This window comes from Lysobacter sp. OAE881 (genome assembly GCF_040546665.1).
GTDB classification, from domain to species: Bacteria; Pseudomonadota; Gammaproteobacteria; order Xanthomonadales; family Xanthomonadaceae; genus Lysobacter_J; species Lysobacter_J soli.
This window is the reverse complement of sequence record NZ_JBEPOG010000001.1, coordinates 3,791,058-3,814,084: the sequence shown is the minus strand read 5'-3', so window position 1 is coordinate 3,814,084 and position 23,027 is coordinate 3,791,058. Positions and strand designations below refer to the sequence as shown.

Below are 23,027 nucleotides of genomic sequence, written 5' to 3'. Positions count from 1 at the left end.
CACCCGTGCCAGCCTGCGGTCCCCGTCACGGAAAGGGATTCCCGCCGCCATGCGAGTGTCGCCGCTCCTTCTCCTGCTCTTCACGCTGCCGGCGCTCGCCGCCACTCCCGGGACCGATGCGAAGGCCGATGCGAAGCCGGAAATCGCGCGCGGTCCGGTCCAGCCGCAGGCGCAGGGCGCCGTGCACACGCTGCGGCAGATTCCCGAAGCCTGCGCGCGACTGGAAGGCATGTTCACCGGACAGGCCGACGATCCGTATGCGTTCACCGTGGTGCGCATTTCGCCGCAGTGCCAGCCGCGCGCGCGTTTCGTCGATGCGGCGAAGGCGAAGCCGGCCGAAAACGGATGGGTGCTCAACGACCTCATCCGCGTGCCCAACGCCGCGTGCCCGTCGCAGCAGGCCGTCGTGCACATCTGGCGAAAGCCGGTGGACAAGACGGCGAAGCTCGATGGCCAGGGACAGCAGCGCATCTACCTGGAAGAGCAGTCGCAGAAGGCGAAGGCCGGCAAGCTCGACGCGATCCCGATGTATGCCGCGCAGATGAAGGTCGAGGGCAAGGCCTGCGCGCGCTGATCCATTCGCGAAGCCCGAATCGCAGATGCACGAAGGGGCCGCATGCGGCCCCTTCGCTCTGTTGCAGTGGATGCCTTACTTGGCGAGCTTGAGCTTGCCCGACATCGACACGAACGTCGCTTCGTCCGACGGCGACAGATTCGGGCGACCTGCGACGATGCCCATGCCGAGCGAGCCGAGCACGTAGTACGTTTCGCCGGCTTCGACTTCCATCGTCAGCACGTCCTTGGTCTCGCCATGCACGTTGTACTCGTGCTTGCCCGGCTCGACGTTGGCGACGAAGTACTTGCCGCTGCGCAGCTTGCCCAGCTCGTTCTCGCCTTCGCGCACCTTGAAGCCGATGGCGGCACCGACGAACTTCGACTCGCGGAAGAACACGATCTGCGCCTTGTCTGCCGGTGCGGCCTGGATGAGCGTGTTCGCCGTGGCGGCCGGCGCGGTGGTGGTGGCCGTCGTGGCCGTGGCGGTGTCGCCCTCGTTCGCGATGGCGAAAGCCGGGGCCAGCAGCAGCGAGAGGATGGCGGTGCGGGACAACATGGAACGCATTCGATCTACTCCTTGATGTGGGACGCGTTGTCCGCGTCGGTGGTGCGTGGGGTTTCCTGCGCCGGTGCGGTCGCTTCGGCGACCACCGGCGACGTATGTACGGCGCGTGCGGAATCCAGGTCCTGCGCGAGCTTGGCCATGGCGTGCGTGCCGGCGGGGATTTCGATCTCCCGGCCGCGCACGAACAGTCCGAACGGCCCGGCGACCATCGACGTGGCCAGCGAGGCGTTGATGTTGTCCTTGCCGCGCGCGGCGAGCTTCATCGCGCGCAGCGGCAGCGGGCCGTCGGGGAGGTCGAGGAAGCGCGCCGCGAGCAGCAGCTCGCCGGGCTTTCCGCCGGCGCGCGAGGTCTGCGCATGAACCACCTCGCCGACGCCCGGTGTGCCGGCAGGCACGATCACGACGCCATCGCGCATCAGCGGTGCAGCGAGTCGCAGCTGGAAGCGGTCGCCGATCTTGTGGGTATCGGACCCGACGGGTTCGGCGAGCTCGACTTCGATCTGCTGTCCGGCGCACAGCGTCTGGCATGCGGGCGCGGGAGTCGTCGCGGGTTGCGCAGCGGGCGCAGGCACATCCGTGGGTGCCGGTGCATCCGGCGTTTGTGCGAACACATGCCCGGTGGCCATCGCGGCCACCAGTGCGAGCTGCCATTTCATCCCTGTCCCCTGTTGCGCGGCGGAGGTTCCGCCTGCGCAGGGGAAGCTAACTGAACGGCGCTATTCCGCCAAGGGCGGCAGCTTCTTCTCGACCAGCGTGTGCTTCAGCGACACGTACTTCGGCAGGCCGTCGCGCCCGTACGGCGGCGGCGCTTCGCCGCGGATCAACGGTTCCAGGTACCGCCGTGCCGGCGCGGTGATGCCGTAACCGTCGGCGCGGATGAAGTCGTCGGGCATCTTCTTTTCGTGGTTGGCGATCTGCGACAGCGGCGCGGCTTCGACCTTCCAGCGATACGGCATGTCGGACGTGCGCACGATCACCGGCATCACCGAGTTCATGCCCTTCAGCGCGAACTCCACCGCCTTGCGGCCCACCGCCTGCGCCTGGTCGAGGTCGGTCTTCGACGCGAGATGGCGCGCCGAACGCTGCAGGTAATCGGGCAACGCCCAGTGCACCTTGTAACCGAGCGCGTCCTTCACCCGACCGGCGAGAAACGACGCCACGCCGCCGAGCTGCGTGTGGCCGAAGGAATCCTTGCCGCCGCCGGCATCGGCGACGAACTTGCCGTCGGCCGTCTGGATGCCTTCGCTGGCGACGACGACGCAATAGCCGACGCGCTCGACGGTGGCCTTCACCTTCGCGAAGAAATCGGCTTCGTCGTAAGGACGTTCGGGGAAGAGGATGAGATGCGGCGCGGCGTCCTCGCCGTTGCCGGCCAGCCCCGCGGCGGCGGCGATCCAGCCGGCGTGGCGGCCCATCGCCTCGTAGACGAAGACCTTCGTCGACGTATCGGCCATCGCCGCGACGTCCAGCGCGCACTCGCGCACCGACACCGCGGTGAACTTGGCGACCGAACCGAAGCCCGGGCAGCAGTCGGTCACGGCCAGGTCGTTGTCGACCGTCTTCGGCACGCCGACGCAGGTCAGCGGGTAATCGAATTCGGCGGCGAGCTGCGAGACCTTCAGCGCGGTGTCGGCCGAATCGTTGCCACCGTTGTAGAGGAACCAGCGCACGTCGTGGGCGCGGAAGACCTCCAGCAGGCGTTCGTACTTCGCCCGGTCCTGATCGAGCGATTTCAGCTTCACCCGGCACGAGCCGAACGCGCCGCCGGGCGTATGGGCGAGCGATCGGATCACGCCCGCCGGCTCCTTCGAGGTGTCGATCAACTCTTCGCGGAGCACGCCCAGGATGCCGTTGCGGCCGGCGAGCACGCGGACCTCGTGCGCGCGGGCGGTCTGGATTACGGCCGAGGCGGTGGCGTTGATGACGGCGGTGACACCGCCCGACTGCGCGTAAAGCAGGGTTCCGGAGGGCATGTCCAATTCCTGGTCCGTGGGCGGATCGGGTGAGGGAGGCTGGGCAGGATGCGGTAAAGTGACCGCGAATTTGCCCGCCGGGGCAGGCTGCTGCGAGTGTAGCGCCGGTCGGCGGGCGGCGATCCCGGACCCGGTCCGGCGTGCGCCGGCCCCAGCGGCACCCCGATTTTTCCGTTCTAGGAGTGATGTTGATGCGATTGGTACTTCTGGGCGCGCCCGGCTCCGGCAAGGGCACGCAGGCCGCGCGACTCAAGGACCATCTGCAGGTCCCGCACATTTCGACCGGCGACCTGCTTCGCGCCGAAGTGGCCGCGGGCAGCAAGCTGGGTCTGGAAGCGAAGGAAATCATGGCCTCGGGCAACCTCGTCAGCGACGAGATCCTGCTGGGCATGCTGGAAGACCGCTTCTCGCGCGACGACACGAAGGGCGGCTTCATCCTCGACGGCTACCCGCGCAACCTCGCGCAGGCCGCGGCGCTGGACCAGCTGCTGCAGCGCATCGGCCAGCCGATGGACTACGCGGTGCAGCTGGAAGTGCCGACCGAGATGCTCGTCGAGCGCATCGCCGGTCGCGCCAAGGCCGAAGGCCGCGCGGACGACAGCCCGGAATCGGTGCGCCGTCGCCTGCAGGTCTACAACGACCAGACCGCGCCGGTCGTCGATTTCTACCGCCAGCACGGCCAGCTCACCGTCGTGAATGGCGTGGGCTCGCTGGACGACGTGTTCACCCGCATCGTCGAGGCGCTCGCGCCGGCGAAGGAAGTCGGGTGATTTGATTCAAGCCCCTCTCCTGCTTGCGGGAGAGGGGTTGGGGTGAGGGCAAACCGCCGATGCGCTTCGATCGAAGTCACTGGCCAACCTCCCTCACCCCTTGCCCTCTCCCGCAGGCGGGAGAGGGGGTGTGATGGCCGTGCGGTGCCCGCTTCGTTGACTTGGCCGCGACCGTTTAGGAAGTCCTGATCTTGAAGATTCATATTCTGGGCATCGCCGGAACCTTCATGGGCGGTGTCGCCGCGCTCGCGCGCGAACTCGGTCACGACGTCGAAGGCAGCGACCAGGCGGTGTACCCGCCGATGTCCACGCAGCTGGAAAACATCGGCATCGCGCTGAAGCAGGGCTACACGCCCGACCACATCTCGGCCGATTGCGAACAGATCGTCGTCGGCAACGCGCTCTCGCGCGGCAACGCGGCGGTGGAACAGGTGCTCGACGACGGGCGTCGCTACACGTCGGGGGCGCAGTGGCTCAGCGAAAACCTGCTGCCCGGCCGCGACACGCTCGCCGTCGCCGGCACGCACGGCAAGACGACCACCACGACCATCCTGACTTACCTGCTCCAGGCGGCCGGACGCGAGCCGGGCTTCCTGATTGGCGGCGTCGCGGAAGACTTCGGTGTGTCCGCGCGCGTGGGGCAGGGCCGCGAATTCGTGGTCGAGGCTGACGAGTACGACACCGCGTTCTTCGACAAGCGCAGCAAGTTCGTGCACTACCGCCCGCTGGTCGCGATCCTCAATAACCTGGAATACGACCACGCCGACATCTTCCCGGACGTGGCCGCCATCCAGCGCCAGTTCCACCACCTCGTGCGCACCGTGCCGCGCCGCGGCCGCCTGATCGTCAACGGCGAGGACGCGCACCTGGCCGAAGTGCTGGCGATGGGGTGCTGGACGCCGGTCGAAACCTTCGGCCTGGACGCGAGCCAGATCCCCGCATCCGCCGGCGAACGCAGCCACGGCGACCGGGCGGACGACAGCAGCGTCGCGCGCGCCGCATTCGACTGGACCGCGCGCCTGATCGAACAGGACGGCAGCCGCTTCGCCGTCGTGCATCGCGGCGTGGAACTGGGCGAAGTGACATGGCCGCTGCTTGGCCGCCACAACGTGATGAACGCGCTGGCCGCGCTCGCCGCGGCGAACGCGGTTGGTGTCGACGTGGCCGGCGTGCTCGGCGCGCTGTCGGAGTTCCGCAGCGTGAAGCGCCGGCTGGAAGTGATCGGCCAGGCGCAGGGCGTCACCATCTACGACGACTTCGCCCATCACCCCACCGCGATCGCCACCACGCTGGCGGGCCTGCGCGCGAAGGTCGGCGATGCGCGGATCGTGGTCGCGATGGAACCGCGCAGCAATTCGATGCGCCTGGGCGCGCATTCCGATGCACTGGCGCCTTCGCTCGACCTCGCCGACACGGTGGTGTTCCTGCATCGTCCGGAACTGGCGTGGGATGCCGGCAAGGTGGTGTCGGCGCTGCGCCACGAAGGCGTTGCCGTGCCCGACGCCGACGCGCTGATCGCCGCGTTGCGCGAACGCGTGCGCGACGGCGACCACGTCGTGTTCATGTCCAATGGCGGCTTCGACGGCGCACCGCGCCGCTTCTTCGCCGTGCTCAAGGACGCCGCCGCGCGCTGACGCGGCGCGCGGCCTTCGCGTCGCCGGCACCGGATCGGCCCTACACTGGCCGCGATGTCAGACGACGCCATGCCGCAACCGCTGGGGCTGTTTCCGCTGCACACCGTGCTGGTTCCCGGCGCGGCGCTCGGGTTGCGCGTGTTCGAACCGCGTTACCTCGACCTCGTCCGCGATTGCACCCGCGCCGGTCGCGGCTTCGGCGTCTGCCTGATCATCGACGGCGAGGAAGCGGGCGCGCCGGCGAGCGCGGCCGCGTACGGTACCGAGGCGGTGATCGAGGACTTCGACCGCGGCGAGGATGGCCTGCTCACGCTGCAGGTGCGCGGCACGCGCCGCTTCCATGCGCACCGCGTGCGCGTTCGCGACAACGGTCTGCAGGTCGCCGACGTGAACTGGTGCGATCCCGACCCCGACGATCCGCTGCGGCCCGAGCACGGGCTGCTCGGAAAGTTGCTGGAACAGATCGTGGAGCAGATCGGCGGCGAACACGCCAAGGCGCCGCACTCGCGCTTCGACGATGCGGCCTGGGTCGGCTGGCGACTCGCCGAGCTGCTGCCGCTGGAAAACGCGCAACGGCAGGTGCTGCTCCAGACCGACGACCCGCACGCGCGACTCGACCGGCTCCTCGCGCTACTTCCCTGACGCGTTTGCCGGCGTCGTCGTGCGCACGCGCAGCACGGGCGTGTCGCCGTGCGGATGCGCGTCCTCGGCGATGTCCAGGTCCTTCAGAGCTTCGCGCACCATCGCGTGCGCGCGCCCGTCGTCGCTGACCGGCAACCAGAGCGCTGCCACGGCGAGCGGCTTGTTCAGGCGCAACGTCTGACTCGTGCCGATCCACAGCGGCGTGCCGTCGTCCAGGCGCACCGGCGCGCGCCACAGGCGCAGCACGAACTCTTCGTTCTCGCTTCCGCCCGGATGCACCATCAGCAGCGTCTCGGCCTGCGCGTCGAGCGTGGCCGGCAGCACGGGCTGCTCGCTTGCGGAGGTGTCGTCGTCGAGCAGGCCCAGCGTCGCGATCCAGTCCGCCTGCGGCTGCACGTGCCAGCCGCGTGCTTCCAGGCGTTCGCGCAGCGGGTCGAGCGACCCGGCGACCTGCACGTCCAGCGGCCAGCGGCGGCGCTGGTCGCGTTCGTTGCGCTGCGCCGGCAGCTCGCTCCATCCCTCGCGCCACCATGCCTCGGCATCCATCACCGACGTCGGCGTCGCGGCGGCAAAGCGCGCCAGCAGCGTGTCGGCGGTGCGCGGCGCATGCCACAGCGCGGCGATGGCGAAGGTGCCGTAGAACAGCCACGCCAGCGGGCGCATCCAGAACGAGCGCTGCACGTGCCGGCGATAGGCGATGCCCAGCGCCAGCAGCCACAGCACGCCGAACAGCGTGCCGCCGACGAGGTCGCTGGGCCAGTGCGCGCCCAGGTACAGGCGCGAGAACGCGACCAGCGTGGTGATCACGCCCGCGAGCAGGTACGGCCACACGCGCGTGCGGCCGGGCAATTCGCGCGCGATGAGCACTGCGAAGAAGCCGAACACGATGGTCGACATCGTCACGGCCACCGACGGGAAGCCGAAGCCGGCCGGCGCGGTCGGCGGACGCGGCATGTCGATCACCGCTTCCAGCAGCGACGTGAACACCAGCCCGAACACGATCGCCGCCGCGAAATGCGCCGCCGCCATCCAGCGCTTGCGCCACAGCAGGTAGGCCAGCGCGACCAGCACCGCCGGGCCCAGCACGGACGCATCGCCGATGCAGGCGAGTGCGGCCATCAGGCGGTCGGCGAGCGGGTTGCGCAGGCTCCACATGAAGTCGTGGATGGTGTGGTCCAGCGCCAGCGGCCCGCCGCTGGCCAGCAGCGAGGCGACCAGCGTGAACCACGCCCAGCTGATCGCCAGCAGGCACACGGCGAGCATCAGCAGCGACGGGGATTCGGGCCGGTTCGGATCGATCAGGGCGGCGGCGTACGGCCCCAGCCGCGGATGCTGGCGCGTCCAGCGCAGGGCGCGCGCAAGCAGGGTGTCGGCGTGGTCGGCGAACCATCGCCACGTGTACAGCACCACCGCCCAGACCAGTGCTACCGCGACCGCCAGTGCGCCGAGCACCAGCGCGAGGCGATCGGCCACCGCGGCCACCGCGTCGTAGGACCGCCCCAGCACCCAGCCTGGCGCGAGGAAGAGCGCCGACCATGCGATGCAGGCGACCAGGCTCGGAAGGGCGTAGCGCCGCAGCGGCATGTGCAGCATGCCGGCGATCGCGGGCACGAACGGCCGCACCGCGCCGACGAAGCGCGCGATGAAAATGCTCTTCACGCCATGGCGGCGGAACATCGCCTCGCCGCGATCGAGCCACTGCGGATAGCGCGAGAACGGCCATCTCGATCGCAACTGCGGGCCCCATCGGTGGCCGACCCAGTAGCTCAGGGCGTCGCCGATGAAGGCGCCGAGCGTCGCGCACACCAGCGCATACGGGCCGCTGATGTGCCCCAGGCCCACCAATGCGCCGACCGCGAACAGCAGCGGCAGCGCCGGCACGACGATGCCCAGCAGCACCACGGCGTCGCAGAAGGCGATGAGGAAGATGACGGCGCCGGCGGCGACGGGGTGCTCCGCGATCCATGTGGTCGCGCTTTCGATCCAGGCCGGTTCCATCGGGCGATTATAGGCAGCGCGTCCATGACGACGCGATGGCGACGGTCACGGTGACGATCGGCATCGGCGGGGAGAACCCTCGGCCGTCCCGTCCGCGAATCGCGATTCCGTACACTGGCGCGATGTCTTCATCATCCGACGACGCCATCGAAGTCCAGGCGCTCAAGGCCGACAGCTTCGGCCGCATCGCGCTCATGCGCGACGACCGCGGCCTGTTCGTGCGTCGCGACCTTCGCCATGTGCCGCTGTGGCTGCGCGTTCCCGCGTGGTGGCTCGCACGGCGCGAGGCGCGCGCGCTGCAGCAGGTCCACGGCCTGCACGACGTGCCGCAGCTGCTGCGCTGGGACGGCCGACGGCTCGACCGCAGCTACATGGACGGCGCGGCGATGTACCAGCGTCCGCCGCATGGGGACCTCGCGTATTTCCGTCGCGCGCGTCGCCTGCTGCAGCAACTCCATCGGCGCGGACTGGCGCACAACGACCTGGCGAAGGAGGCCAACTGGCTCGTGCTCGCCGACGGCCGGCCCGGGATCATCGACTTCCAGCTCGCCACGCGCGGGCAGCCGCGTTCGCGCTGGATGCGCCTGCTCGCGCGCGAGGACCTGCGCCATCTGCTCAAGCACAAGCGCACCTATTGCCCGCACGCGCTGACGCCGGTGGAGCGGCGCGTGCTCAAGCGCCATTCGTGGCTGCGCGAGGCGTGGTTCGCCACGGGAAAGCCGGTCTACCGCTTCGTGACGCGGCGCATCCTGAAATGGGAAGACAACGAAGGCCAGGGACCCAAGCCGTGACCTTCCGGCCATAATCGCGGCCATCGGCGCGCCAAAGGCGCGCGCAATGTAGGAGACGCGCCATGCGCACCCTGTCCGGAAAAACGCTCTTCATCACCGGCGCCTCGCGCGGCATCGGTCGCGCCATCGCGCTGCGGGCCGCGCGCGATGGCGCCAACGTCGCGATCGTCGCGAAGTCGTCGGTTCCCAATCCGAAACTGCCCGGCACGATCCATACCGTCGCCGAGGAAGTGATTGCCGCCGGCGGCAAGGCGCTGGCGATCAAGTGCGACATCCGCGAGGAAGACGAGGTCCGTGCCGCTGTCGCCGCGACGGTCGACGCGTTCGGCGGCATCGATATCCTGGTCAACAACGCCAGCGCGATCTGGTTGCGCGGCACGCTCGACACGCCGATGAAGCGCTTCGACCTGATGCAGCAGGTCAACGCGCGCGGCACGTTCCTGTGTTCGCAGGCCTGCCTGCCGCACCTGCTGAAGGCCGCAGATCCGCACATCCTGTCGCTCGCGCCGCCGCTGAACCTGGATCCGAAATGGTGGGCGCCGCACACCGGCTACACGCTGGCGAAGATGGGCATGAGCTTCGTGACGCTGGGCTTGGCCGCGGAGTTCGGCCCGCAAGGCGTGGCGATCAACGCGCTGTGGCCGCGCACGGTGATTGCCACCGACGCGATCAACATGATTCCCGGCGTGCGCCCCGAACTCTGCCGCACGCCGGAGATCGTCGCCGACGCCGCGCACGTCGTGCTGACGCAGCCGTCGCGCGGGTACTCCGGTCAGTTCCTGATCGACGACGACGTGCTCTCCGCCGCCGGCGTCACCGACTTCAGCGGGTACGCCGTCGATCCGGACGCGAAGCATCTGCTGCCGGACCTGTTCCTCACCGACGCGCAGCTCGCGCGGCCGCCGCGCTGAGCTTCAACGCAACGGGCGTCATCCGGTCGCCGACGGCAGCGTAGTGCCGCAGTGGCGGCAGAAGTGCGCGGCCGGATCGTGGCCTTCCAGCCCGCACCCCGTACAGCCGCGGCGATCGAGCCGGCTCGCGTCGCCGCTCGCCTCGCGCAGGCTGCTGGCCAGTTCCGCGGTGTAGATGCCGGTCGGCACGGCGATGATGCTGTAGCCGATGAGGATCAGCAGCGACGTGATGAAGCGCCCCAGCGTGGTCTGCGGCGCGATGTCGCCGAAGCCGACCGTCGCCATCGTCACCACGGCCCAGTACATGCTCGTCGGGATGCTGGAAAAACCGTGTTCCGGGCCTTCGACGACGTACATCAACGCACCGAAGATCACGGTGATGGTCATCACCGCGCACACGAAGACGAAGATCTTGCGGCGGCTACGCCACAGCGCACCGACCAGCACGCCGCCTTCCTCGACGTAGTGCGTGAGCTTGAGGATGCGGAACAACCGCAGCATGCGCAGGATGCGCAACGCCAGCAGGCTCTGGCTGCCGGGCAGCAGCACCGACAGGTACGTCGGCAGGATCGACGCCAGGTCGACCAGGCCCCACAGGCTGATCGCGTACCGCCACGGATTGCGCAGCACCGCCAGGCGCAGCGCGTACTCGGCGGTGAACAGCAGCGTGAATCCCCACTCCAGCCCGTGCAGCAGCTCGCCGTGGCGCGCATGGATGCGCGCGACGCTGTCGAGCATGATCACCACGACGCTGACCAGGATCGCCGCGATCAGCACCAGGTCGAAGTTGCGCGAGCGCCGCGTGTCATGGCGGAACACGATGTCGAACCAGTGGCGACGCCAGCCGGATTCGGTGGCCGGCTGGAGCTGCGGATCCATCAGCAAGGGCATGGGCATCCTCCTGCGGCGATTGTGCTCAGGCCCTCGTGCAGGCCGCGGCAAGCCGCGCGCCGGGTCCGGATGGGCGACAATGTCGCCTTCCATTCCCCACGCCCGTTGCCATGACCGCCTCGTCGTCCGACCTGTTCTCGCTGTCCGAACGCTACTACCTGCCGGTCTACCGGCCGCGCCGGATCGTGCTCGACCACGGTCGCGGCGCGCGCGTGTGGGATCGCGATGGTCGTGAGTACGTGGATTTCGGCGCCGGCATCGCGGTGAATGCGCTCGGCCACGCGCATCCGCCGCTGGTCGCGGCGCTGACCGAGCAGGCGGGCAAGCTCTGGCATACCTCCAACGTGTTCGTCAGCGAACCGCCGCTGCGGCTGGCCGAAGAACTCGTCACCGCATCGCGTTTCGCGCAGCGCGTGTTCTTCTGCAATTCCGGCGCCGAGGCGAACGAGGCGGCGATCAAGCTCGCACGCAAGTGGGCGGCCTCGCAGGGTCGCGCGCCGGCGCAGCGCGGCATCCTCACGTTCCGCGGCAGCTTCCATGGCCGCACGCTCGCGGCCGTCACGGCCGGTGCGCAGCCGAAGTACCACGAAGGGTTCGAGCCCCTGCCGCCGGGCTTCGTCTACAGCGATTTCAACGACCTGGCCGCGGCCGAAGCCGCGATGGCGTCGGGCAGTGTGTGCGCCGTGCTGGTCGAACCGGTGCAGGGCGAGGGCGGCGTGACACCGGCGACGGCGGAATTCCTGCTCGGCCTGCGCGCGCTGTGCGACCGTTTCGGCGCGCTGCTGATGCTCGACGAAATCCAGTGCGGCATGGGCCGGACGGGCCGCCTGTTCGCGTGCCATGCCTATGGCGTGACGCCGGACGTGGTGACGCTGGCGAAGGCGCTGGGCAGCGGTTTCCCGATCGGCGCGATGCTGGTGGGCGAGAAGGCCGCAGAAACGATGCAATTCGGCGCGCACGGCACGACCTTCGGCGGAAACCCGCTCGCCGCAGCGGTGGCACGCGCGGCGCTGGCGGAGTTGTCATCGCCGCAGCTGCTCGCAAACGTGACGCGCCAATCGCAGGCGATTCGCGATGCGCTGGTTGAGGTCGACGCGGAACTGGCCCTGTTCTCCGAAATCCGCGGCATGGGCCTGATGCTCGGCGCGCAGCTGCGCGAAGCGCATGCGGGCAAGGCCGGGGCGATTCTCGATATCGCCTGCGATCACGGCCTGCTGTTGCTGCAGGCCGGGCCCGACGTGCTGCGTTTCGTCCCGGCGTTGAACATCGGCGATGACGACATCGCCGAAGGTTTGCAGCGCCTGCGTTCGGCGCTGCGCGCATTCGTCGCGAACGCAGGCTGATCCGGACGTAACGCCTGCAAGTAAAAATCCCCGCTGACGCGGGGATTTTTTATTTCGCGGATCTCAGCCCAGTTCGGCGAACGACGCGCGTGCCGCGTCGATCGTGTGCGCGATCTCCGCATCGCCATGCGCGCTCGAGACGAAGCCGGCTTCGAACGCCGACGGCGCCAGGTACACGCCGCGGCCCAGCATCGCGTGGAAGAAACGGTTGAAACCCGGGGTATCCGATGCCTTCGCGTCCTCGAACGTTTCCACCGGACCTTCGCGGAAATACAGGCCGAACATGCCCGGGGCGCGCGTGGTGGTGAACGCGATGCCGGCATCGCGCGCGGCGGCTTCGAGGCCGTCGCACAGCACGTGCGTGCGGCGCTCCAGTTCAGCGTGGAAGTCCGGCACCTGGATCAGGTCGAGCGTCGCAAGACCCGCGGCCATCGCCACCGGATTGCCGCTCAGCGTACCGGCCTGGTAGATCGGGCCGCTCGGTGCGACCTGCTCCATGAGGTCGCGACGACCGCCGTATGCGCCCACCGGCATGCCGCCGCCGATGATCTTGCCGAACGTCGACAGGTCCGGCGTGATGCCGTAAAGCGCCTGAGCGCCGCCGAGCGCGACACGGAAACCGGTCATCACCTCGTCGAAGATCAGCAGCGCGCCGTGCTTGGTGCACAGTTCGCGCAGGTGTTGCAGGTAGCCATCGCGCGGCAGGATGCAGTTCGCGTTGCCGACGATGGGTTCGATGATCAGGCCCGCGATTTCGCTGCCGATTTCGTCGAACAGCTGCGTGGCGGCGTCGAAATCGTTGTACGGGATCGTCGAGGTCAGGTCGGCCAGCGCCGACGGGACGCCCGGGGAATTCGGCAGGCCCAGCGTCATCACGCCGCTGCCTGCCTTCACCAGGAAGCTGTCGCCGTGGCCGTGGTAGCAGCCTTCGAACTTCACCATGCGCGTGCGCCCGGTGGCGCCGCGGGCGACGCGGATCGCCGACAGCGTCGCTTCGGTGCCTGAGTTCACCATGCGCACCATCTCGCAGCTCGGCACAATCTGCGCGATGCGTTCGGCCATCGTCACTTCCAGCGCGTTGGGGACGCCGAAGCTGAGGCCGTTGACCATCGTTTCGGAAACGGCGGCGAGCACCTGCGGGTGCGCGTGGCCGGCGATCATCGGGCCCCACGAGCCGACGTAATCGACGTAGCGGTTGCCGTCGACGTCGACGATGTATGCGCCTTGTGCGCTCTGCGCGAAGAACGGTTCGCCGCCGACCGACTTGAAGGCGCGCACCGGCGAGTTCACGCCGCCGGGAATGAGTTCGCGGGCGCGGGAAAACAGGGCATGCGAGCGTTCGTGGTTCATGGCGTGGAAATGTCCGTCGTGGAAGGGGAATGCGCAGGCCGCGCATCGAAGCAGTCGAGATAGGCGCGCACGGCAGCCGCAGGATCGGCCCCGTCGAACACGCCGGAAATCACAGCGAGCAGGTCGGCGCCTGCCTCGACCAGCGGGCGCGCATTGTCCGGCGTGATCCCGCCGATCGCCACGCGCGGCAGGCCGAGCGGCGCGCTGGCGCGCAGCAGGTCGAGCGTCGCGCGCCGCGCATTGGGTTTGGTCGGCGAGGGGAAAAACGCCCCGAACGCGATGTAGCTGGCGCCGGATGCGGCGGCCAGGCGCGCGAGTTCGGGATCGTCGTAGCACGAGGCGCCGATGATCGCCGCGTCGCCCAGTGCGTCGCGGGCCGCGGCGATTTCCCCGTCGTCCTCGCCCAGGTGCGCGCCGTCGGCGCCGATCGCCGCGGCAAGGCGCCAGTCGTCGTTCACGATCAACGGCACGCCGTAGCGGCGGCACAGCGTCAGGAGCTCACGGGCCTGAGTGGCGCGGAGGGCCCCGTCCGCGGCCTTGTTTCGGTATTGCAGCCACGTGGCGCCGGCAGCCAGGACCACTTCCACACGCGCGAGGAGGCGGCCGGTGTCGGTTTCGTCGGGCGTGATGGCGTAGAGGCCGCGCGGCGGCCAGGGCGGATTCATGCGGAAAGCTTCCGTGGGCGCGGGCGCGGTGGGACAATGCGCGTTCCCGCAAAGCCCGCATTATCCGCCCATGTCCGAGACCGCTGCGACCACCACGTTCCGCACCTGGATGTGCGTCGTCTGCGGCTTCATCTATGACGAGGCCCTGGGGCTGCCGGAAGAGGGCATCGCCCCGGGCACCCGCTGGGAGGACGTCCCGGACACCTGGACGTGCCCGGACTGCGGCGTCACCAAGGACGACTTCGAGATGATGCCGCTCTGAGGCGGCCCATCTGACGGTTCAGGGCTTCACCAGGCCCGGGCTGAACGTGAGTTCCGCGCCGTCCTGCAGTTTCAGCCGCGCCGCCTGGCCGGCATTGAGTTCGAGTACGTAACGCGCCGGCGCATCGCTGGGATACGGCGGGCAGCGGTCGCCCAACGAGCAGGGCGGCACGTCCCGCTGCTGCGAGACCAGCTTGCGGGCCGAATCGAAGTAGAGGATGTCCAGCGGGATCTTCGTGTTCTTCATCCAGTAGGCCAGTGGCTCCTGGCGCTCGTGGATGAAGAGCATTCCGCGATCGGCGGCCATTCCGTCGCGGAACATCAGGCCGCGCTCGCGCTCTGCCTCATCGTCGGCCACTTCCACCGCATAGCGCTGGCCGCCCAGCTCGACCCAGGTGTCGGCGCCGCTGGCGCAACCGGACAAGGCGAGGCCACAGCACACGAACAGCAGTCGGAAGGCGGTCATACGGGGCTCCAAGGTGCCGGGAACAGGGAAGACCGGAACATCCGGCAACGCCTTTCGCGAGTCAACGAAAAAACATTCGACGCACCCCTTCCCAAAGCCGGAACGCATGTGCACAATGCGCGCCCCGCCGAGGTGAATCACTGACGCGGGACGCGGTTGAAGCGGCGTTGTTCGAAGGGCGGTTGACGAACTTCGAAGGTGCTGTAAGATGCGCGGCCCTGCTGACGGGACGGCCTTGAAACGAGGCGCTGAACGGGAGGCGGGGGCAGCGAAAAAGATCTCGACACGGTGTTGACGGAATCGAAATTCGCTGTATAGTAGTCGGCTCCCTCGGGCACTTCGGTGCGGCGGGGTGAGGCAAGGGAAAGGCGCTGAGGCCGGCCCCGAGATCTTTGACAGTGTGCGCAGGTGACTTGTGCGGGCGTCTGGCTAGTGGATGGTTGTCCATCAGCAGATGTCCTGTAACAAGCATTAATGATTCAAAGCATGCAAATGCAAGCGAGTAATTGATGCCTGGAACGGGCTCTGCACTCAAGATATTGAACCTTCGGGTTCTGCAATTTTAAGTGAAGAGTTTGATCCTGGCTCAGAGTGAACGCTGGCGGCAGGCCTAACACATGCAAGTCGAACGGCAGCACAGAGGAGCTTGCTCCTTGGGTGGCGAGTGGCGGACGGGTGAGGAATGCATCGGAATCTGCCTATTTGTGGGGGATAACGTAGGGAAACTTACGCTAATACCGCATACGTCCTACGGGAGAAAGTGGGGGACCTTCGGGCCTCACGCAGATAGATGAGCCGATGCCGGATTAGCTAGTTGGCGGGGTAAAGGCCCACCAAGGCGACGATCCGTAGCTGGTCTGAGAGGATGATCAGCCACACTGGAACTGAGACACGGTCCAGACTCCTACGGGAGGCAGCAGTGGGGAATATTGGACAATGGGCGCAAGCCTGATCCAGCCATGCCGCGTGTGTGAAGAAGGCCTTCGGGTTGTAAAGCACTTTTGTCCGGAAAGAAAAGCGCTCGATTAATACTCGGGTGTTATGACGGTACCGGAAGAATAAGCACCGGCTAACTTCGTGCCAGCAGCCGCGGTAATACGAAGGGTGCAAGCGTTACTCGGAATTACTGGGCGTAAAGCGTGCGTAGGTGGTTTGTTAAGTCTGATGTGAAAGCCCTGGGCTCAACCTGGGAACTGCATTGGAAACTGGCTTACTAGAGTGCGGTAGAGGGGTGTGGAATTCCCGGTGTAGCAGTGAAATGCGTAGATATCGGGAGGAACATCTGTGGCGAAGGCGACACCCTGGACCAGCACTGACACTGAGGCACGAAAGCGTGGGGAGCAAACAGGATTAGATACCCTGGTAGTCCACGCCCTAAACGATGCGAACTGGATGTTGGGGGCAACTTGGCCCTCAGTATCGAAGCTAACGCGTTAAGTTCGCCGCCTGGGAAGTACGGTCGCAAGACTGAAACTCAAAGGAATTGACGGGGGCCCGCACAAGCGGTGGAGTATGTGGTTTAATTCGATGCAACGCGAAGAACCTTACCTGGCCTTGACATGCACGGAACTTTCCAGAGATGGATTGGTGCCTTCGGGAACCGTGACACAGGTGCTGCATGGCTGTCGTCAGCTCGTGTCGTGAGATGTTGGGTTAAGTCCCGCAACGAGCGCAACCCTTGTCCTTAGTTGCCAGCACGTAATGGTGGGAACTCTAAGGAGACCGCCGGTGACAAACCGGAGGAAGGTGGGGATGACGTCAAGTCATCATGGCCCTTACGGCCAGGGCTACACACGTACTACAATGGTAGGGACAGAGGGCTGCAAACCCGCGAGGGCAAGCCAATCCCAGAAACCCTATCTCAGTCCGGATTGGAGTCTGCAACTCGACTCCATGAAGTCGGAATCGCTAGTAATCGCAGATCAGCATTGCTGCGGTGAATACGTTCCCGGGCCTTGTACACACCGCCCGTCACACCATGGGAGTTTGTTGCACCAGAAGCAGGTAGCTTAACCTTCGGGAGGGCGCTTGCCACGGTGTGGCCGATGACTGGGGTGAAGTCGTAACAAGGTAGCCGTATCGGAAGGTGCGGCTGGATCACCTCCTTTAGAGACTAAAGACAGCAAATTGCTGGCCGGACGTCCGCACAAGTGACCTGCATCTAGTTCCGGGACCTCCCAAGGGGGAAGTCCGCGGGAGCGTCCCTCGTTTGAACAAGGGGCTTTAGCTCAGCTGGGAGAGCACCTGCTTTGCAAGCAGGGGGTCGTCGGTTCGATCCCGACAAGCTCCACCAAACCAGCCGTGCACGACTTTTGGGTCTGTAGCTCAGGTGGTTAGAGCGCACCCCTGATAAGGGTGAGGCCGGTGGTTCGAGTCCTCCCAGACCCACCACTCCCGAACGAAACTAGATTGCGCACACATCAAGAATTGAAGCGGTACGGCGTTGAGGCCGGATCGCGTTCTTTGAAAACTGGGAAAGTAGCGAGCGTTTTGAGACGAATGTCCATGACGTGTCGTGAGGCTAAGGCGGGTGCCGAAAGGCACCTTATAATTGAGTCGTTGAATTCGCGTTTGGGCTTTGTACCCCCGAACACAGACGACCCTGAGGCGACTTGGGGTTATATGGTCAAGCGAATAAGCGCACACGGTGGATGCCTTGGCGGTCAGAGGCGATGAAGGACGTGGCAGCCTGCGAAAAGTGCGGGGGAGCTGGCAACAAGCATTGATCCCGCAATGTCCGAATGGGGAAACCCACCTAGCAATAGGTATCCTGCAGTGAATACATAGCTGCTGGAAGCAAACCCGGAGAACTGAAATATCTAAGTACCCGGAGGAAAAGAAATCAACCGAGATTCCCTAAGTAGTGACGAGCGAACGGGGACCAGCCCTTAAGTTGATTGAGTTCTAGCAAAACAACCTGGAAAGGTTGGCCATAGACGGTGACAGCCCGGTATGCGAAAGAGCTCTTTTGATGAAATCGAGTAAGGCGGGGCACGAGAAACCCTGTCTGAACATGGGGGGACCATCCTCCAAGGCTAAATACTCCTGACCGACCGATAGTGAACCAGTACCGTGAGGGAAAGGCGAAAAGAACCCCGGAGAGGGGAGTGAAATAGACCCTGAAACCGTGTGCGTACAAGCAGTCGGAGCCCGCAAGGGTGACGGCGTACCTTTTGTATAATGGGTCAGCGACTTACTGTTCGTGGCGAGCTTAACCGTATAGGGGAGGCGAAGGGAAACCGAGTCTGATAAGGGCGCATAGTCGCGGGCAGTAGACCCGAAACCGGGTGATCTAGTCATGCCCAGGGTGAAGGTTGAGTAACATCAACTGGAGGCCCGAACCCACTCCCGTTGCAAAGGTAGGGGATGAGGTGTGATTAGGAGTGAAAAGCTAATCGAACCCGGAGATAGCTGGTTCTCCTCGAAAGCTATTTAGGTAGCGCCTCATGTGAATCTTCCTGGGGGTAGAGCACTGTTATGGCTAGGGGGTCATTGCGACTTACCAAACCATGGCAAACTCCGAATACCAGGACAGACTGCATGGGAGACACACGGCGGGTGCTAACGTCCGTCGTGAAAAGGGAAACAACCCAGACCCACAGCTAAGGTCCCAAATTTCGTGCTAAGTGGAAAACGATGTGGAAAGGCACAGACAGCCAGGAGGTTGGCTTAGAAGCAGCCACCCTTTAAAGAAAGCGTAATAGCTCACTGGTCGAGTCGGTCTGCGCGGAAGATTTAACGGGGCTAAGCACGGAACCGAAGCTTGGGGTGCACACTTTGTGTGCGCGGTAGAGGAGCGTTCCGTAAGCCGATGAAGGTGGATTGAGAAGTCCGCTGGAGGTATCGGAAGTGCGAATGCTGACATGAGTAACGATAATGCGGGTGAAAAGCCCGCACGCCGAAAGCCCAAGGTTTCCTTGCGCAACGTTAATCGACGCAGGGTGAGTCGGCCCCTAAGGCGAGGCAGAAATGCGTAGTCGATGGGAAGCTGGTTAATATTCCAGCACCTCGCGTAAGTGCGATGGAGGGACGGAGAAGGTTAGGCAGGCCGGGCGTTGGTTGTCCCGGTGAGAGAGTTGAGGCGGTCCCCTTAGGCAAATCCGGGGGGGCAACGTTGAGACTAAGGACGAGTCCTTTAGGACTAAGCTGCCGATATCACGCTTCCAGGAAAAGCTCCTAAGCTTCAGCTTACGCAGACCGTACCGTAAACCGACACAGGTGGGCAGGATGAGAATTCTCAGGCGCTTGAGAGAACTCGGGTGAAGGAACTAGGCAAAATAGCACCGTAACTTCGGGAGAAGGTGCGCCCTTTTTGGTTCATAGCTGAGAAGGGCCGCAGTGACCAGGCCGCTGCGACTGTTTATCAAAAACACAGCACTCTGCAAACACGAAAGTGGACGTATAGGGTGTGACGCCTGCCCGGTGCCGGAAGGTTAATTGATGGGGTCAGCCGCAAGGCGAAGCTCTTGATCGAAGCCCCGGTAAACGGCGGCCGTAACTATAACGGTCCTAAGGTAGCGAAATTCCTTGTCGGGTAAGTTCCGACCTGCACGAATGGCGTAACGACAGCGGCGCTGTCTCCACCCGAGACTCAGTGAAATTGAAATCGCTGTGAAGATGCAGCGTTCCCGCGGCAAGACGGAAAGACCCCGTGAACCTTTACTATAGCTTTACACTGAACGTTGAGTTCGTCTGTGTAGGATAGGTGGGAGGCTATGAAACCGAGGCGCTAGCTTCGGTGGAGCCATCCTTGAAATACCACCCTGATGTGCTTGACGTTCTAACCTAGGTCCGTAATCCGGATCGGGGACCGTGTATGGTGGGTAGTTTGACTGGGGCGGTCTCCTCCCAAAGTGTAACGGAGGAGCACGAAGGTACGCTCAGCGCGGTCGGACATCGCGCACTGTGTGCAAAGGCATAAGCGTGCTTGACTGCAAGATCGACGGATCAAGCAGGTACGAAAGTAGGTCTTAGTGATCCGGTGGTTCTGTATGGAAGGGCCATCGCTCAACGGATAAAAGGTACTCCGGGGATAACAGGCTGATACCGCCCAAGAGTTCATATCGACGGCGGTGTTTGGCACCTCGATGTCGGCTCATCACATCCTGGGGCTGTAGTCGGTCCCAAGGGTATGGCTGTTCGCCATTTAAAGTGGTACGCGAGCTGGGTTCAGAACGTCGTGAGACAGTTCGGTCCCTATCTGTCGTGGGCGTTGGAGATTTGAGAGGGGCTGCTCCTAGTACGAGAGGACCGGAGTGGACGAACCTCTGGTGTTCCGGTTGTCACGCCAGTGGCACTGCCGGGTAGCTATGTTCGGAAGCGATAACCGCTGAAAGCATCTAAGCGGGAAGCGCGCCTCAAGATGAGATCTCCCGGGAGCTTGACTCCCCTGAAGGAACCATCAAGACCAGGTGGTTGATAGGCTGGGTGTGTAAGTGCAGCAATGCATTGAGCTAACCAGTACTAATGATCCGTGTGGCTTGACCATATAACCTCAAGTGGCCTTGGACTTACGACAACGTCGTGACGTTCGGCTCACTCGCTACTTATCCCAACCTATCCGCTGAAGACGGCTTGCCGTCCTAAGCAAACCAACGAGAGCGTGTGCGCGACTCAGTCCACCGAGATCCGCGACCCTCCACCCTCTCCCTGGTGACAATAGCTGTGTGGTCCCACCCGATCCCATTCCGAACTCGGAAGTGAAACGCACATGCGCCGATGGTAGTGTGGCTCAAGCCATGCAAGAGTAGGTCATCGCCAGGGGCTTTACCCCAGAAGGCCGGTCCATCAGGACCGGCCTTCTTCTTTTGCGCGATCAAAAAAGCAAACTGGCGCATCGCTTGACCGAACGTCAGCACAGGCATGCGCTGCAGAACCTTTCGAGATTCAACGGCAGCCGATCCCGCACCACGAGAATCAGAACAGCGATCCCGTCGTTCCCGATGCCGCAGGTGGTTCTTTGGAGGTTCCGCGCGTCCAACCTCCAGCGCCAAAAGGCTTCGCGGTAACCGCCTTGATCCTCTCAGGCTGTTCCCGAGCTTTCCGGTGCGCCTCTTCGGCCAGCACCTTGAACTGGCGTTCGCGCTCAAGCCACAGCTCTTCCGCTGAATCCGCGGGCTTGCTGCGCGCCGCCACGTCTTCCTCCAGCCCCGCCTCCGGAATCGTGGCGAAGGGAATCCGCATCGGCGCCGCGTCCTGCTCCAGCGCCTCCTGCATCGCGCCGAAGTAGAGCGTGTTGTTGCCGTAGCGCCGGTTGATGGAGTCGAGCGTGGCGCTGATTGCCTTCGCGCGCCCGCGGGTGGCCATCAGTTCTTGGGTAATGCTGCCAACCGGTTCGAGCTGAGTTAGCGTAACGGCCACGGATAGCGGCGGGTGTCGCTTGACGTTCCAGCGCTTCCCTTGGATGGCGGTTTCGAGCGACGCGAGTTCATCGCCCAGTAAACGCAACAACGTCGGCGTGTCGTCGAGCGGCGCAAACGAGAGGTCGCGCTCGAAGCGGTTTTCCATCCCGACAAAACGAATGCGGATCGAGAGTCCGCCGGCCAGGTAGCGTTCGTGCCGCAACCGCATCGCGGCCTTCGCCAGCAGCTTGAAGAGAACGGCGCGCGCGCCCTCGAACGTGCGCAGTTCAGGACCGAGCACGTGCGAGTGGCCCAGCGACGCGCGGCGCTCGGTCCGACCCGGCAATTCATGCCCGCGCAACTGAAGCCAATAGCGTTCACCTTCGATGCTGCCCCACGCGGCGCGTAGCTGGGATCGCGATGCAGCGCAGAGCTGCTCAGACGTATGGATCCCGGCGCGCAGCAGGCGCTGCTCGACCGATGGCCCGATGCCGCAGAACTCCCGAAGCGTGAGCGAATGCAGGGCAGACGGGAGATCGACTTCCTCGAGTACGGTCAGTCCATCCGGCTTGCGCATGTCCGACGCCGTCTTCGCAAGAAACCGGTTCGGCGCAATGCCGATCGAACAGCGGATCGCCGGACTGAAGCCCTCGTCGACCAGGCGCTGCTTGATGCGCTGGGCGATTGCTTCCGCATTGGCGCGCTCGCGCTCGCGGCCGATCAGCCAGCACGGCACCTCGTCGATCGATTCGGCCTTGCCGTGCGGAATGCACTCCTCGATGGCGGCCATCAGGCGATGGTGCATCGCGATGTATCGGGCGGGTCGCGCCTCGCGCAGGATGAGATCCGGGCAGAGCTCCAGCGCTTCCCACACCGGCGTGCCCGTCTTCACGCCGAACGCCTTTGCCTCATAACTGGCCGCGATGGCACAGGTCGTGGCCGACATGACCGGCACGACCGCAACGGGCCGCCCGAGCAGCGCCGGCTCGTCGTACTGCTCCACCGAGGCGAAGTACGAGTTGAAGTCGACGAAGAGGCAGCGCAGGGTCATGGCGTACCGGCGAATTCACCGGGAAAAGCGACAGCACCGGAGGAAAGTGTCGCGCGCCGTTGACGCCGGCGCGTATCCGAGCCGATTGTCGACGCTGCCGGTCTCACGTCTTGAGACCGGCACGCCACGGAACTACAGGACGATCGGCGGCTCGCCGCCGACGATCACCACGTCGGCCGGGCGGCGCGCGAACAGGCCGACGCTGACCACGCCGGGAATCTGGTTGATCGCCTGTTCCAGTCCGACCGGATCGACGATCGCGAGCCCATGGATGTCGAGAATGACGTTGCCGTTGTCGGTGACCACGCCCGCGCCGTCCGCGGTCTGGCGCCACACCGGCTGGCCGCGCGTCATCGCCTGGATCTCACGCGCGACGAGGCTGCGCGCCATGGGGATCACCTCGACGGGCAGCGGGAATTTGCCGAGCACGTCCACGCGCTTGCTCGGATCGACGATGCACACGAACTTCTGGCTCGCCTCGGCGATGATCTTCTCGCGCGTGAGCGCCGCGCCGCCGCCCTTGATCAGGCGCTTGTGCGGATCGCATTCGTCCGCGCCATCGACATACAACGACAGGGGGCCGGTCGCGTTCAGATCCAGCACCTCGATGCCGTGCTGGCGCAGGCGCGCGGTGCTCTGGTCGGAGCTCGACACGGCGCCCTTGATGCGGTCCTTGATGCGCGCGAGCGCGTCGATGAAGAAGGCCACGGTGGAACCGGTGCCAACGCCGACGATCATGCCGTCCTCGACGTACTCGATGGCCTTCTCGCCGGCCAAGCGCTTGCTTTCGCTCATGTGGGCTGCGTGGGTAGTGGAAATT

18 protein-coding genes, 2 tRNA genes and 3 rRNA genes are annotated in these 23,027 nt (G+C 65.2%); 13 read left to right on the top strand and 10 right to left on the bottom strand.

The features are described 5' to 3' along the window. The first annotated feature begins 49 nt into the window (after window positions 1–49). On the top strand, window positions 50–574 hold the full coding sequence (locus ABIE51_RS17475) for a hypothetical protein (protein ID WP_192632872.1): 525 nt from the start codon (window positions 50–52) through the stop codon (window positions 572–574). Window positions 575–649: 75 nt separating this feature from the next. On the opposite strand, the gene ABIE51_RS17470 is transcribed toward ABIE51_RS17475, so the two are convergent. From ABIE51_RS17470 to ABIE51_RS17460, 3 genes are read right to left on the bottom strand one after another with little or no spacing between them, the layout of a single operon-like run. Then, on the bottom strand, window positions 650–1,120 hold the full coding sequence (locus ABIE51_RS17470; RefSeq protein WP_192632873.1) for a DUF2846 domain-containing protein: 471 nt from the start codon (window positions 1,118–1,120) through the stop codon (window positions 650–652). Window positions 1,121–1,125: 5 nt separating this feature from the next. Then, the gene (locus ABIE51_RS17465; protein WP_192632874.1) at window positions 1,126–1,776 is read right to left on the bottom strand and encodes a hypothetical protein; all 651 of its coding nucleotides are present in this window, start codon (window positions 1,774–1,776) and stop codon (window positions 1,126–1,128) included. 60 nt (window positions 1,777–1,836) lie between these two features. Then, entirely contained in the window at window positions 1,837–3,093 is a 1,257-nt protein-coding gene (locus tag ABIE51_RS17460; RefSeq protein WP_192632875.1) for a 6-phosphofructokinase, read from the bottom strand. Window positions 3,094–3,284: 191 nt separating this feature from the next. Between ABIE51_RS17460 and ABIE51_RS17455 the strand changes: the two genes are divergently transcribed. From ABIE51_RS17455 to ABIE51_RS17445, 3 genes are all read left to right on the top strand, one after another. Then, the gene (locus tag ABIE51_RS17455; protein ID WP_115844278.1) at window positions 3,285–3,863 is read left to right on the top strand and encodes an adenylate kinase; all 579 of its coding nucleotides are present in this window, start codon (window positions 3,285–3,287) and stop codon (window positions 3,861–3,863) included. 227 nt (window positions 3,864–4,090) lie between these two features. Continuing rightward, the gene (locus tag ABIE51_RS17450) at window positions 4,091–5,497 is read left to right on the top strand and encodes a Mur ligase family protein (RefSeq protein ID WP_502913340.1); all 1,407 of its coding nucleotides are present in this window, start codon (window positions 4,091–4,093) and stop codon (window positions 5,495–5,497) included. Window positions 5,498–5,566: 69 nt separating this feature from the next. Continuing rightward, window positions 5,567–6,139 (top strand): LON peptidase substrate-binding domain-containing protein, encoded by a 573-nt coding sequence (locus ABIE51_RS17445; RefSeq protein WP_115844163.1) that lies wholly within the window; start codon window positions 5,567–5,569, stop codon window positions 6,137–6,139. Here the strand turns inward: ABIE51_RS17445 and ABIE51_RS17440 are convergent. After that, entirely contained in the window at window positions 6,128–8,137 is a 2,010-nt protein-coding gene (locus ABIE51_RS17440; protein WP_192632876.1) for a bifunctional DedA family/phosphatase PAP2 family protein, read from the bottom strand. The genes ABIE51_RS17445 and ABIE51_RS17440 overlap by 12 nt on opposite strands. 122 nt (window positions 8,138–8,259) lie before the next feature. Here ABIE51_RS17440 and ABIE51_RS17435 point away from each other — a divergent pair, with 122 nt between their 5' ends. Together ABIE51_RS17435 and ABIE51_RS17430 are read left to right on the top strand one after the other, a co-directional pair. Then, a complete protein-coding gene (locus ABIE51_RS17435) occupies window positions 8,260–8,928 on the top strand; it encodes a protein kinase family protein (protein ID WP_192632877.1) in 669 nt (222 codons plus the stop codon). A gap of 62 nt (window positions 8,929–8,990) precedes the next feature. Continuing rightward, on the top strand, window positions 8,991–9,839 hold the full coding sequence (locus ABIE51_RS17430) for an SDR family oxidoreductase (RefSeq protein WP_192632878.1): 849 nt from the start codon (window positions 8,991–8,993) through the stop codon (window positions 9,837–9,839). A gap of 18 nt (window positions 9,840–9,857) precedes the next feature. On the opposite strand, the gene ABIE51_RS17425 is transcribed toward ABIE51_RS17430, so the two are convergent. Further along, window positions 9,858–10,730 carry an ion transporter gene (locus ABIE51_RS17425; RefSeq protein ID WP_192632879.1) on the bottom strand — a complete coding sequence of 291 codons (873 nt, stop codon included), beginning with the start codon at window positions 10,728–10,730 and terminating at the stop codon, window positions 9,858–9,860. 110 nt (window positions 10,731–10,840) lie between these two features. On the opposite strand from ABIE51_RS17425, the gene ABIE51_RS17420 reads away from it, so the two are divergent. After that, a complete protein-coding gene (locus ABIE51_RS17420) occupies window positions 10,841–12,073 on the top strand; it encodes an acetylornithine/succinyldiaminopimelate transaminase (RefSeq protein WP_192632880.1) in 1,233 nt (410 codons plus the stop codon). A 63-nt stretch (window positions 12,074–12,136) separates the two neighbouring features. Here the strand turns inward: ABIE51_RS17420 and hemL are convergent, their stop codons facing one another. Together hemL and thiE are read right to left on the bottom strand one after the other, a co-directional pair. After that, the gene (gene hemL / locus ABIE51_RS17415; RefSeq protein ID WP_192632881.1) at window positions 12,137–13,423 is read right to left on the bottom strand and encodes a glutamate-1-semialdehyde 2,1-aminomutase; all 1,287 of its coding nucleotides are present in this window, start codon (window positions 13,421–13,423) and stop codon (window positions 12,137–12,139) included. Continuing rightward, a complete protein-coding gene (gene thiE, locus ABIE51_RS17410; protein ID WP_192632882.1) occupies window positions 13,420–14,088 on the bottom strand; it encodes a thiamine phosphate synthase in 669 nt (222 codons plus the stop codon). The genes hemL and thiE overlap by 4 nt, the downstream gene beginning before the upstream one ends. A gap of 70 nt (window positions 14,089–14,158) precedes the next feature. Between thiE and ABIE51_RS17405 the strand changes: the two genes are divergently transcribed. Continuing rightward, the gene (locus ABIE51_RS17405; RefSeq protein ID WP_157031132.1) at window positions 14,159–14,350 is read left to right on the top strand and encodes a rubredoxin; all 192 of its coding nucleotides are present in this window, start codon (window positions 14,159–14,161) and stop codon (window positions 14,348–14,350) included. An 18-nt stretch (window positions 14,351–14,368) separates the two neighbouring features. Here the strand turns inward: ABIE51_RS17405 and ABIE51_RS17400 are convergent, their stop codons facing one another. Continuing rightward, window positions 14,369–14,815, bottom strand: a complete 447-nt coding sequence (locus tag ABIE51_RS17400; RefSeq protein ID WP_192632883.1) for a DUF192 domain-containing protein — start codon at window positions 14,813–14,815, stop codon at window positions 14,369–14,371. A 563-nt stretch (window positions 14,816–15,378) separates the two neighbouring features. Here ABIE51_RS17400 and ABIE51_RS17395 point away from each other — a divergent pair. The 5 genes from ABIE51_RS17395 (at window position 15,379) to rrf (ending at window position 20,578) form a co-directional block, all read left to right on the top strand. After that, window positions 15,379–16,923, top strand: a 16S ribosomal RNA gene (locus ABIE51_RS17395). A gap of 109 nt (window positions 16,924–17,032) precedes the next feature. Further along, a tRNA-Ala gene (locus ABIE51_RS17390) sits at window positions 17,033–17,108 on the top strand. Between the two features lie 21 nt (window positions 17,109–17,129). Then, window positions 17,130–17,206: transfer RNA gene (locus ABIE51_RS17385), tRNA-Ile, on the top strand. A gap of 233 nt (window positions 17,207–17,439) precedes the next feature. Then, window positions 17,440–20,303, top strand: a 23S ribosomal RNA gene (locus ABIE51_RS17380). A 160-nt stretch (window positions 20,304–20,463) separates the two neighbouring features. Next, a 5S ribosomal RNA gene (gene rrf / locus ABIE51_RS17375) occupies window positions 20,464–20,578 on the top strand. The 16S, 23S and 5S rRNA genes sit together here with 2 tRNA genes alongside, the layout of an rRNA operon. Window positions 20,579–20,731: 153 nt before the next feature. Here the strand turns inward: rrf and ABIE51_RS17370 are convergent. After that, entirely contained in the window at window positions 20,732–22,207 is a 1,476-nt protein-coding gene (locus ABIE51_RS17370) for a DNA polymerase Y family protein (protein WP_192631610.1), read from the bottom strand. A gap of 132 nt (window positions 22,208–22,339) precedes the next feature. Then, window positions 22,340–23,002 carry a ribose-5-phosphate isomerase RpiA gene (gene rpiA / locus ABIE51_RS17365; protein WP_192631609.1) on the bottom strand — a complete coding sequence of 221 codons (663 nt, stop codon included), beginning with the start codon at window positions 23,000–23,002 and terminating at the stop codon, window positions 22,340–22,342. Window positions 23,003–23,027: the final 25 nt, after the last annotated feature.